This is a genomic window from Solibacillus sp. FSL W7-1464 (assembly GCF_038004425.1).
In the GTDB taxonomy this organism is placed as follows: Bacteria; Bacillota; Bacilli; order Bacillales_A; family Planococcaceae; genus Solibacillus.
Window position 1 is genome coordinate 280,934 of record NZ_JBBORC010000001.1, and the last position, 12,291, is coordinate 293,224.

Here is a 12,291-nt window from a genome sequence, read left to right on the forward strand (position 1 = left end):
TTATATTGCGTTTTTTATTTATGAGAATTATTTGTTCTGAAGTGAAATAATTTACTCAAGTATGCTGGCTGTAAGAGTGGTATTATAGAAGAAACAAAAAATGAGTAACACTGAAGAATAAGGAAGTGAAAGCATGCCTATTTCAAAAGGTTTCTATAAAAAAGTATATCCGTGGTTAATAGGGGAAGAGAGCCAAGATGTATTGTACCGACCGTTCCTTACAAAGGGAAACCCGTACAAATCCCGAATTTTTCTGGTAAGTTCGCATGCCGTACCGCTATTTAAAATAGAAGGCCAAAGCGAGCAGACTTTTGCGGAGTCATTAGTGAACAGAGAGCTTTTCCACGACCTATATTTAAGTGAAATTAAAGGAGCACCCCGAGAGTTCAAAGGCTCGTTACAGTTTGAAAATTGGCTTGAAAAGCAGCATCAGGAACCGCTCATCTATACATCATTGAATACGTATCAGCTGGCATCAGCGGATGAAGCGAAAGTTGCCAAAAAAGAGGATACCGCTAATTATGAGCGAGGAAATGCCATTTTCAATGAAGTAATGGATGAATTTCAGCCGGAAATCATTGTTTTGCAGGGGACTGCCGCATACGAGCAATTCAAAGCGCGGTATGCCGGTCGGTTAGCCATTTTTAACGAAGATGTGACAAAAGTACAATTGTTGGAACAGGCCGGCCCATTCGCGGAGATGGTGTATGAAGATGGCAAAAAAGTGTCGATTTTTGTTACCCGCAGCATGAGCTACTTCGGCAAGGACGGTTCGAAGTTCGAACAATTTAAAGAGAATTTAGCTAAAATCTTAGAAAATAATGCCTAGAACCGAACATTATACTGAATAATATTTACATTTTAACTAAATTTCCGAAAAATAAGAATAATTTAATTATTTAAATGTTATTGCAAACTATCATTTCCATGATTATAATTGGAACATTCATATTGTTAAATTAAATATTCGCCACTCATATAATAGCAAGGATAAGGCTTGCAAGTTTCTACCGGTTTACCGTAAATAAACCGACTATGGGTGAAGCATGCTTGATGAATGTATTTGTCCAATTATTATAGATTTGTACAATACATTTATTATTACTTTTGAACTTACTCGGAAGTCTTGCTCCACTCATCGTAGGGAGCTTGCCTTTCGAGTTTTTTGTTATCTTCATTCAGCAGCTGCTGAATGAAGATAAGCCTCTGGCAGATGTCACAGATTTTTTAAAGGAAACTTTTTGAGTAAACTCAAAAAAATCTTGACGCAATTACGCCAAGGCGTAATTGATTAAATTAGGAAAGGAGCTTTTATCATGAAGCTTTTAAAGGAAAAAATAGAAAAAGAGGGCCAAGTACTTTCAGATACAGTATTAAAGGTTGATTCGTTTTTAAATCATCAGATTGACCCGTTGTTAATGAAGGAAATCGGCGACGAATTTGCGAAGCGTTTCTCGGACCAGATCATTACGAAAGTATTGACGATCGAATCATCCGGTATTGCACCTTCCACTTTTTTAGGACTGACACTAGGTGCACCAGTTGTCTTTGCCCGTAAACGCAAATCGCTTACTTTGACGGACAACCTGTACACATCAAAAGTACACTCATTCACGAAAAACGAGACAAATGAAATCTCAGTATCGAATAAGTTTATTACCGCAGATGATAATGTCGTGATCATTGATGACTTTTTAGCGAATGGCGAAGCTTTGAAAGGCTTAATCGACATTGCGAATCAGGCAGGTGCAACAATTGTCGGTGCCGGCATCGTAATTGAAAAAGGTTTCCAAGAAGGCGGGAAAATTTTACGCGAGCAAGGACTGCGCATCGAATCATTGGCAAATATTAAATCATTGGCAAACGGCAAAGTAGAATTTTACGATTAATTTAGCAGCTCATATTTTAAAAAGGTAATACGTTCAGACGATGTAAATTGACTCAGCAAGAGTACACATATATTGGAGGAAAACTTTTTATGAATAACACGAAAGCAACCATGCTTGGAATTCAGCATTTGTTGGCAATGTATGCAGGAGCCATTTTAGTACCGTTAATTATTGGTGGGGCATTAGGGTTCAGTTCAGCACAAATGACATATTTAGTAGCAATCGATATTTTCATGTGTGGAGTAGCAACACTGTTCCAAGTATGGAAGGGGAAAGTAATCGGCATTGGTTTACCTGTTGTATTAGGCTGTACATTTACAGCGGTAAGTCCGATTATCGCAATCGGTTCTGGCGGCGGCTTAGGTGATATTTACGGAGCGATTATCGCATCGGGTATTATCATCGTATTAATCGGTGGTCTTTTCGGGAAATTAATTAAATTCTTCCCGCCTGTTGTAACAGGTTCGGTTGTAACAATTATCGGAATCAGCTTAATTCCAGTAGCTATCAACAATATGGCTGGCGGACAAGGGGCAGCAGACTTTGCATCAGGGTCAAATGTGGCGTTAGCGTTTATTACGTTATTAATTATTTTAGTAATTTACCGCTTCACAGTTGGTTTCGTTCGTGCGATTGCCATTTTACTAGGTATGGTGTCAGGTACAGTGATCGGTATTTTCATGGGCAAAGTAGATTTTGCTCCAGTTGCCGAAGCATCTTGGCTTCACATTATGCAACCATTCTACTTAGCAACACCGACATTCAATGCTTCCGCTATTTTAACGATGACATTGGTGGCAATGGTATCACTAGTGGAATCAACAGGTGTGTACTATGCATTAAGTGATATTACAAAAAAAGATTTAACTTCAAATGATTTATCAAAAGGGTACCGTGCAGAAGGACTGGCATCGATCATCGGTGGTATTTTCAACGCATTCCCGTACACAACATTCTCGCAAAACGTGGGACTGATCCAAATGTCAGGCGTACGCGACCGCAAAGTAATCTTCATCACGGGCGGTATGCTGGTAGCACTTGGATTCCTGCCAAAACTTGCGGCATTAACAACAATCATTCCAACACCTGTACTTGGTGCAGCGATGTTGGCAATGTTCGGTATGGTTATTACACAAGGTGTTAGAATGCTGGCACCGGAAATCGCAAAATCAATGGAAAACGCAATGGTCGCAGCACTAGGCGTCGGTCTAGGAATCGGCGTTGCTACAGTACCAGGAATTTTCGAAAACCTACCATCTTGGATGTCGATTTTAACTTCGAACGGGATTGTAGCAGGGTCTGTAACAGCGATTTTCCTGAATGTTTTGTTTAATATGATCGGGACGAAGCGTGTTGATCCGATGCATGTGATGGAGTAGGAAGAGCAAGGAATAATACAGGGGAAAAATAATCCTCCAGAAAAGTTGGGTAGATAGCTTTTCTGGGGGATTTTCAATTCTATTTTTATCTTGATTTGGGAAGTGTATATTCTAGTTCATGCAACACATTTTTATGAATTGTATTAAATTATCATAATTAGTGTATGACCGGTGTGGGAAATCAAAGCTAAATCTCAATTAAATTTTGTTCTATAATTAAATCTGGAAGGCTATAATCAGGCGTTTTATTATCATTTGGGAGTGGGAGGAGGCCAGGTGCATATATTACCTTACTCCCACCGCTAGAAGAATAAGAGTTAACGATTATGACTCCTTTAAGTTCACCATCAAGATGTTCAAGGTGTGCATTTGGCGCTAAAATATACTTCCCAGTAGTTCCACTACTACCACCTACACTTATGTGCGTGCCGCCTGATATTATATTTCCTGATATAGACATACCATTATTTAATTCAAAATTAGAGGATTGAATATATAAAGAAGCGGCAATCAGTTGGCTATTATTATTTATTGTCGGGGTACTACTGCCAGCATAATAAATATTTATATTTTCCGGTTTTTTGTCTGGAGTGTTGAGCGGACCCCTAATTGTCATTTGATTTTCCACGTATATATTCAACGTCCCGGAACCGATTATTTCTATACTGCCCGATGAACCTAACGAAAAATTATTTTCAACTAGTAAATTAACATGATTGTTGCCGATATCAATTTTAATACTCCTGCCATCTGGAATAATAAAGTCTTTAAACTTTGCGTCTTCTTTCAGTAAATAATTACTTTTAGAGTTCCAATCAGCCGTAAAAGCGCCATTATTCAATATAAAATCACTAGGGTAATTAACACTCTTTAAAGCTTCCATAGTATCTGTAGGGAATTCTGGAAGTGAATATTCAGCAACTTCTACACTTTTTACTCTGTCTTCAGCAATGATTTTATTCCCGTTCAGTGAATTTGTCCCTTTTATAAAATTTTCTGGGGCAACTCCGACTATCCCAGTAATATTCACACCATCATTGTTATTCATTATAACTTTTCCATTTGAAGAGGAAACACTACCATTGATTGTAGCCCCTCCTTTTAGAAAAATATCTCCCTTTGCCTGTACTGCTAAATCCGGCAAGTTTATGGGAGGAAGTCCTCCACCATATAAAAATTTTAAATCTATAATAACTTCTATAGATTGCGAAACGGTACGTTTATTTGACTTTCTATCTGCAAAAAAACCTGTTGATTCAATGTTAATAGTTAATGGGTTTGTTTCCTCGACTGTTGCAGTGATTTCTGCATAAGGCTTAACTGAGTTCTGCAATTCGAAGCTGTCAAATTCTCTTGGTTTGATAGTTGGTGGATCTTCAGCTGATGTGTATCTTTTTCCAATATCATCAATTATTTTATTTATAAAAAAGGATTTGTAGTAGTCATCATTTTCAAAGATGTTACTATCTAAGTTAGATTTATGCTCTTTACCTGTTTCAACGTAAGCATTTGTTATTAACTCATTAATCTCTTCTTTTTCATAGTTAAGACCTGCCTCGGCGATATAAAATATAGCCTGATTAACCTCTTCATATTTCGAAGTTTTTAGCGAGTTAACATTCATTGTTAACAAACCCAAACCAATAACAGAGATAAGTGCAGTGGTGAAAATAACCAGTAACATTGCATAACCATTATCTTGTCGTAAATGTTTCATAATCAGTTACCACCTTCACCTTTTCTAAAATGAATTTCAGTACTTTGACCCTCTGAGCAATCACTTGTATTAGATAATTTAATTGAGATGACGCCATTAGCAGTAAATTCTGTACAACCTATACCATCTGTAATTAATTCAATTTTTTCTCCAACTTCTTTTATTAGTTGAGTACCTTCTAAAGAATAGGTTACCACACTACCATCGGGGAATTCTAACTCTAGTTTCTTGTCAATAATGTCAGCATTTTTAGAGCGACGAATATCCTTGGTTACTACCTTCAATGCATAAGTAACATCATTAAGACTAGCTGTTTCTCTTGTTTGTTTTACTTGTTGCGTAACGCTCAAGTGAATAATACTAAAAACTAAAACAGCTATAATTGATGTGATTACTGTGACAGCTAGAATTTCAATTAAAGTCATGCCACGGGTGTTTTTTATTAATGATTTCATGGATAAACACCCCAACGGAAAATAGATTCCATAGTTACAGAATTTAAACCATTTTCTTTAGGTACATTTACTATTACATTGACTAAATTATGGTATTTATTATTTACAGCTAATTGAACATAATGTTCTTCATTACTGACGGATAAGAATTTTTTACACTTATTTTTACAAGCAGTATCTGTTGGATCATAGATGAATTCCATATTATTTAAAGTAACTTGAGTATTGTTGGGGTCTATTAACCATTCGAGACTGCTAGCTGAGATAAACCCGTACAGCTCCTCCATTTCTTTCTGTGCCATATAAGTAGCATCTACAATTGATTCAGAAGTAACATGTGTCTTTTTAGACTGTATAAAAAAGCTAAAAAACGATATTAAAATAATCGTAATTAATACAAGTGAAGCCACAACTTCCACTAAAGAAATCCCACACTCTTCCTTTAATAATCTCATAAGATAACCCCATCCCTTTTTCTCTTAAATACAATTAATCTAAATAATGACGGTAAATACCATACTTTTAATACTTATATATATGCAAAAAACAATTTTTGAGTATTCTAAATTGAATTTTATAGGTAATTAGAATGGAGTCAAAATAAAATTTCTTGATTTAACAAAAATGAATAGTCATAAAGTAATCTATCATGTATTATAATAGTAACATAAGTAGACATTTGGTAAAAGGGATAAAAATTAGTACATATAATGAAGTTTATGAGATAATATGTAATATTTACCATAAATTATCTATATGAAATAATAGTATAAATTAAATTTTTCCATTATATATCATTTTATTAAATGAAATTTTAGTTATAAAGTCCTTAATTATATTTGAAGAATTAAATTGATCAGGCGGGGTGAGTAAATGAAAATTATTTTTAGATCAATGATCCCATTAACTTTGCTAATAGTCCTTCTATCAATCTGGATTCCTAACTTTGTAGTAAGCTCCGTAGCTTCCGCTGATAATAATGCAGTCGGTTCCACTATCGGTGGGGTAGATACAGGCGATCTAAAGGGCAAGGAGTTAGAAGCATTGCTGACTAATGCCGTAAATGAATGGTATACCCAAAACCTGACTGTCACAGGCGGGGGGACTTCTGTTGAATTGAGTTCATCCGCATTTCAGTTTGATATTGAGAGTACAGTCGCAAATTATGAAAACCAGGTACATAAGTCATGGTTTGCCTTTTGGAAAGATACGCCGACAGTGCATCTTCCTCTCATTGTATTTCCTAGTGAGATTGTAAAAAACGAGATTAGTAATGTTTCATCATGGGATACAGAATTGACATACAGCAGTGTAGAACTGAATGCCGCGTATTTAAAAACAGATCCTGTGGAAGCAGTTGTCATAGATGTCTCGGTACTGGAAACAGACCGAATTTCGTTGTCAGTCGAATTGATGCCGGAAGGGGCAATGGGCATTAATGAACTCGTTTTGGCACTGCATGAAACAGTAATAGAACCGCAGATGGCTTTTTCGATGATTGAAAAGCTAGGGGATACGATGAACTTGGCGAACCGTGAAGCAATTAATTTTGTTGCATCAAATTTATATAATGCCGCACTGAATATTAATGCGGAAATATTGGAACGTCATTCGCAAAATGAAATCCCTTCCTATTTAAAACCTGGCTTGGAAGCGAAAGTGGATGCATTTACAAATGAGGACCTCAAATTCGCAAATACTTCATCAAATCCAGTCGTTTTAAAACTGATTATGGAAGAAGGGGAGTTGAAGACCGAGGTATATATCCCTGTAAAGGAAACGGAAGTAAGTGTAATGGTTTCGCAGGATGAGGAGATTCAGCCCCGTACAATCACACGTTACTCCGCGGACCTGGCGATCGGACAGACGGAACAAATCCAGGAAGGTAAAAAAGGTTTACGCATCTCGGTCTATCGTACAGCTTTTGATGAGCAGAAGCGTGTGAGCCGCGATTACTACCCACCTGTTGACCGGATTATTGTGAAATCATCCAAACAACCGGAAGTGAAGGCACCAGCAGAAAACTTAAATAATAATCCTTCCTATGAAGTGGATTTAGTTGGAGACGGTTTCCAGGATATTGATACAACGAACGGAAATGGGCAAAACAATGCATCGACTACACCAGTTAATGGATCCCAAAATACTGGCTCTAATGAATCAAACAATTCCGCAAATGACGTTGCAGAAGGTGAAGAGAATCTACCGCCTGGCAGCTATTACGATAAAGGCGGAAATTTAATCACTCCAAAATAAAGGAGGACGTAAATTATGAAGTCGAAATCGAGAAAACGCTTAGGAGACTTGCTTTTAGAGGCACGAGTTATTACCGAAGCACAGCTTACTTACGCACTGGAAAATAAAAGCCGGGATGAAAAGCTTGGGGATTTTTTCATAAAAGAAAATATACTGACGGAACAGCAGTTAATCGAAGTACTGGAGTTCCAGTTAGGTATCCCGCATATGACCCTAAGCAACTACGTCATAGCACCTGAGCTTCTCCAGCTTGTACCGAGGGAACTGGCGAAGCGTACGAATATTATGCCGGTGCGTCGGGATAAAAACAAACTGCTTATTGCAATGGCAGACCCGATGGATTATTTTGCGATAGAAGAAGTCCGCATGGCGACAGGTTGTCAAATCGAAACAAGTATAGTTGCGAAGGACGACCTGTACCGGACGATTACGAAATACTATGATCTGCAGGCTTCAATGGACGCAGCCTTAACTGAGATTGAAGTGACTACACCGGAAGTGCAGCAGGAAATTACCGATGAAGACTCGGCTATTGTACGGCTTGTAAACCAGATTATTAACAACGGGGTAGCTCAGCGTGCATCGGATATTCACTTTGATCCGCATGAAACAGAATACAGAATTCGATATCGTGTCGATGGTGTGCTTCGTACCGAACGTTCTCTGCCAAAGCATATGCAAAATATGATGACAGCCCGCGTAAAAATTATGGGCGGACTGAATATTACTGAAAACCGTATTCCACAAGATGGCCGGTTTAAGGTTAATATCGAATTCAAAAGTGTTGATATTCGTCTTTCTACATTACCGACTGTTTATGGCGAGAAAATCGTTATGCGTATATTGGATATAAGCAATGCAGCAACAGATATAGAGCATCTAGGATTTACAGAAAATAACGAAGCAATTTTCAGGAAGATGATTGAGAAACCGAATGGTATTGTGCTTATTACAGGTCCCACAGGTTCAGGGAAATCATCTACGCTACATGCAGCGCTTTCCAACCTAAATAATGAGGGCGTAAACATTATTACCGTCGAGGATCCCGTCGAATACCAGTTAAACGGTGTGAACCAGATTCAAGTAAAAGAAGAAGTCGGGTTAACGTTCGCAGCAGGATTACGTTCAATCTTGCGTCAGGACCCGGATATCATCATGATTGGGGAAATCCGTGATCTAGAAACCGCGCAAATTTCAATCCGTGCATCATTAACAGGGCATCTTGTATTAAGTACATTACATACAAACAGCGCGATTGATTCGATTTCAAGGCTGCAGGATATGGGAATTGAACCGTTTCTCATTTCATCTTCGCTTGTAGGAATAATGGCGCAGCGTCTTGTACGTCAAATTTGCCGGGACTGTACGACAGAGATAGAACCCACAACAAGGGAAAAACAGATTTTTGCCAATAACGGATTTGAAGTTAAAAAAATTCGGAAAGGTCGCGGATGTGCGGCCTGCGGAAATACCGGCTACCGCGGGCGGCTCGCTATTCATGAACTGCTGCCTGTTGATCGCGGGTTGAAAGACCTCATTCTAAACAGTGCTAGCGGCTATGAAATTAGTGATTATATGCAAAACGCCGGGCATAATACATTACTCCAGGACGGTTTACTAAAAGTGCTGGCGGGTGTCACGACGACAGAAGAAGTGCTGCGTGTAGCGACAATCGACTAGGGAGGAATGGACATGACAATGAATATACAGGATTTACTGCAGCGTGCGTATGATGAAAATGCATCCGATTTACATGTCACTACCGGCATCCCTCCTGTTTACCGAGTAAATGGCCAGTTGAAGCAATATGGTGATGTAATTGTAACGGCAGAAATGGTAGAGCAAATGGTAAAAGATATTTTACCGGCTTACAAAGCAGAAGAGTTTGAGGGAAAAGGAGAAACTGATTTCAACTATTCTTTGAAAGACTTGTGCCGTTTTCGTGTAAATGCATATCATCAGCGAAATGTCGGAGCGATTGCAGCTCGTCTTATTTCGAGTGAAATCCCGACAATTGAAACATTGAATATGCCGAAAGTTCTGTACGATTTAGCTGAAAAACCTCAAGGGCTCATCTTAGTAACAGGTCCAACTGGTTCAGGTAAGTCAACTACACTCGCGGCAATGATTGATTATATAAATGAAACAAAATCAAAGCATATTATTACGCTGGAAGACCCGATTGAATATTTGCATTCGCATAAAAAATCGGTAGTGAATCAGCGTGAAATCGGAGTTGATACAGGATCGTTTGCGAATGGCTTGCGTGCCTCGCTCCGTCAAGATCCGGATATTATTCTAGTTGGGGAAATGCGAGATTTAGAGACGATTTCAACTGCCATTACGGCAGCGGAAACAGGTCACTTAGTATTCGGCACACTTCACACATCAAGTGCACCGACAACTATTGACCGCATTATCGATGTGTTCCCGCCGCATCAGCAAGGGCAGATTCGAATTCAGTTAGCCAATGTATTGCAAGGAATTATTTCACAGCGATTATTTATTCGTAAAGATAAAGCAGGACGGGTTGCTGCAACAGAAATTCTCGTAAGTATTCCGGCTGTCACTAATTTGATACGAAATGAAAAAATCCATCAAATTCCAAGTGTGATGCAGACAAATCGAGCGTTAGGGATGCATACATTAGAGACATCCATACAAGCGCTTGTTTCTTCCGGCAAAGTTTCGTTGGAGGAAGTACGGCCATATTTGAATGTGGGTGATTACAGTTGACCGTATTTAAATATGTAGGGCGTACAAAGATGGGGGCAACTCAAAAAGGGACAATTGATGCAGCAAATAAAGCAGCTGCCATTTCAAAGCTTCGTGAAAAGGGCATCAACCCCCGGGAAATCGAAGAATCGAAAAGTATATTGCATATGGAAGTCAGCCTTGGCAGTAAAAAAGTAAAGACACAGGATTTTGTTATTTACTGCCGTCAGTTTGCAACGTTAATCCGAGCGGGTGTTTCACTCGTAGAAGCAACGGACATTTTAGCGAAGCAGGCGACAAGCAAGCCGCTGAAAAAAGCGCTTGAATCAGTGGAAGAAGATATTCGTTCTGGTATTCCATTTTCGGATGCGGTCAGAAAGCATCCGAAAGCATTTCCCGAACTGTTCGTCAATATGATGCGTTCGGGTGAAGCGACAGGGAATATCGACGACACACTGGAGCGTCTCGCAAATTCGTATGAAAAGTCTTTCCGTTTAATAAAAAAAGTTCAGTCGACGCTGACTTATCCGGCGATGCTTTTAATAATGATTGTAGTTGTCGTGTTTTTCATGCTGATTTTTATTGTCCCGACGTTTGTTGAATCGTTTGAATCGATGGATGCGGAACTACCGACTTTAACGGTATGGACGGTTGCTTTAGGAGGTTGGCTGAGAACATACTGGTGGCTGCCGATTGGAGTCTTCGCTATCGGAGTTGTGGTATTTCAGTATTTATATAGGAATAATGAGCAGTTTCATTACACCGTCCATTATTTGATGCTGAAGATGCCGATATTTGGCCCGCTTTTGCAAAAAGCTGCGATTGCGAGATTGACGCGTAATCTTTCATCTTTATTCAGCAGTGCAGTGCCCATATTGCAGGCATTGACGATCTCCCAGAAAGTATCAGGGAACCCCGTTGTTGGAAAAGTCGTACTGGATGCACGGGCAAGTTTGGAAAGAGGAAGCTCACTGACAGAGCCGCTAGAAAAAAGCTGGATTTTCCCGCCTATGGTGACGAGTATGACACGAATTGGCGAGTCTACAGGGTCGCTTGATTATATGCTTGAGAAGATTGCGGATTTCTATGAAGAGGAAGTCGAGCGAACAGTCGATACACTGAAGTCGCTGATCGAACCATTGATGATATTAATTCTAGCAGGAGCAGTCGGTCTCATAGTAGCAGCGATTTTCCTGCCGATGTTCAGTCTATACGAAAATATGTAAAAAAGAAAAGGCGTTTTGCAAGGAGGCATCGAAGCAAATCAAAGCGTCAGTGCAAAAAACAAAACTTGATATTAAAATAAAGAGGAGGATTTGGTATGTTTAGTACATTAAAAAAGCGTATTAAAAATGAAAAAGGTTTATCTTTAGTCGAGCTTTTGGCGGTAATTGTTATTTTGGGTATTGTAGCAGCAATTGCGGTTCCGGCTATTGGGAATATTATTGATAGTTCACGTGTTAAGGCTGCGAAGGCAGATGCAGCAAATATCTTAAGTGCTGCTCAAATTTACTTCACTGAAAATTCGGGTGTAGAAACATTTTCTAATGCGACAGATGGTTATACAGACTATTTGTCAGATCTAGGTACGGTTACAACATTTACAGTAACTAAAGTAGCTGCTTCGGGTAATGACGCTGCAAAAACTACAGTTGAAACTACTGGTACTTCTGGTGGGAAGGATTATTCCATTACGGCATCAACTTTAAGCGAATTAGAAATAGATAATGGTAAGGCTGAAGCTCCATTCTCTTGGACTACTACATCAACAACACCAACAACACCGGGGGCTGATGATTAATCATCCCCCAAAGAACACCCAACCCAACAGCGTTTGGGTGTTCCATTGAGTGATGATTGCGCGCTTACAGATGGGCGCT

Annotated in this window: 11 protein-coding genes and 1 riboswitch; of the genes, 8 read left to right on the top strand and 3 right to left on the bottom strand. The window is 39.1% G+C overall.

Going from position 1 to position 12,291, the window contains the following annotated elements:
* The first annotated feature begins 133 nt into the window (after positions 1 to 133).
* The 3 genes from MKZ25_RS01405 (at position 134) to MKZ25_RS01415 (ending at position 3,268) form a co-directional block, all read left to right on the top strand.
* Positions 134 to 829, top strand: coding sequence for an RNA 2'-phosphotransferase (locus tag MKZ25_RS01405; RefSeq protein WP_340799806.1), 696 nt, complete (start codon positions 134 to 136; stop codon positions 827 to 829).
* Between the two features lie 125 nt (positions 830 to 954).
* Positions 955 to 1,056: riboswitch (purine riboswitch) on the top strand.
* A 260-nt stretch (positions 1,057 to 1,316) separates the two neighbouring features.
* Positions 1,317 to 1,889 (top strand): xanthine phosphoribosyltransferase, encoded by a 573-nt coding sequence (locus tag MKZ25_RS01410; protein WP_014824940.1) that lies wholly within the window; start codon positions 1,317 to 1,319, stop codon positions 1,887 to 1,889.
* 89 nt (positions 1,890 to 1,978) lie between these two features.
* Positions 1,979 to 3,268 carry a nucleobase:cation symporter-2 family protein gene (locus tag MKZ25_RS01415; protein WP_340799807.1) on the top strand — a complete coding sequence of 430 codons (1,290 nt, stop codon included), beginning with the start codon at positions 1,979 to 1,981 and terminating at the stop codon, positions 3,266 to 3,268.
* Positions 3,269 to 3,455: 187 nt separating this feature from the next.
* Here the strand turns inward: MKZ25_RS01415 and MKZ25_RS01420 are convergent, their stop codons facing one another.
* Genes MKZ25_RS01420 through MKZ25_RS01430 form a run of 3 tightly spaced genes read right to left on the bottom strand, consistent with a single transcriptional unit; the run spans position 3,456 to position 5,895 of the window.
* Positions 3,456 to 4,985, bottom strand: a complete 1,530-nt coding sequence (locus tag MKZ25_RS01420; protein WP_340799808.1) for a DUF7305 domain-containing protein — start codon at positions 4,983 to 4,985, stop codon at positions 3,456 to 3,458.
* Positions 4,986 to 4,987: 2 nt separating this feature from the next.
* Positions 4,988 to 5,440 carry a PulJ/GspJ family protein gene (locus MKZ25_RS01425; RefSeq protein ID WP_340799809.1) on the bottom strand — a complete coding sequence of 151 codons (453 nt, stop codon included), beginning with the start codon at positions 5,438 to 5,440 and terminating at the stop codon, positions 4,988 to 4,990.
* Positions 5,437 to 5,895, bottom strand: coding sequence for a type IV pilus modification PilV family protein (locus MKZ25_RS01430; protein ID WP_340799810.1), 459 nt, complete (start codon positions 5,893 to 5,895; stop codon positions 5,437 to 5,439). The genes MKZ25_RS01425 and MKZ25_RS01430 overlap by 4 nt, the downstream gene beginning before the upstream one ends.
* Before the next feature lie 418 nt (positions 5,896 to 6,313).
* On the opposite strand from MKZ25_RS01430, the gene MKZ25_RS01435 reads away from it, so the two are divergent.
* The 5 genes from MKZ25_RS01435 to MKZ25_RS01455 all read left to right on the top strand — a co-directional run bounded on the left by MKZ25_RS01435 (position 6,314) and on the right by MKZ25_RS01455 (position 12,212).
* Positions 6,314 to 7,696, top strand: a complete 1,383-nt coding sequence (locus MKZ25_RS01435; protein WP_340799811.1) for a VanW family protein — start codon at positions 6,314 to 6,316, stop codon at positions 7,694 to 7,696.
* A gap of 15 nt (positions 7,697 to 7,711) precedes the next feature.
* Entirely contained in the window at positions 7,712 to 9,376 is a 1,665-nt protein-coding gene (locus tag MKZ25_RS01440) for a GspE/PulE family protein (protein ID WP_340799812.1), read from the top strand.
* Between the two features lie 12 nt (positions 9,377 to 9,388).
* Positions 9,389 to 10,432 (top strand): type IV pilus twitching motility protein PilT, encoded by a 1,044-nt coding sequence (locus MKZ25_RS01445; protein WP_340799813.1) that lies wholly within the window; start codon positions 9,389 to 9,391, stop codon positions 10,430 to 10,432.
* Entirely contained in the window at positions 10,429 to 11,637 is a 1,209-nt protein-coding gene (locus MKZ25_RS01450; RefSeq protein WP_340799814.1) for a type II secretion system F family protein, read from the top strand. The genes MKZ25_RS01445 and MKZ25_RS01450 overlap by 4 nt, the downstream gene beginning before the upstream one ends.
* Positions 11,638 to 11,732: 95 nt before the next feature.
* Positions 11,733 to 12,212 carry a type II secretion system protein gene (locus MKZ25_RS01455; protein ID WP_340799815.1) on the top strand — a complete coding sequence of 160 codons (480 nt, stop codon included), beginning with the start codon at positions 11,733 to 11,735 and terminating at the stop codon, positions 12,210 to 12,212.
* Positions 12,213 to 12,291 lie beyond the last annotated feature (79 nt).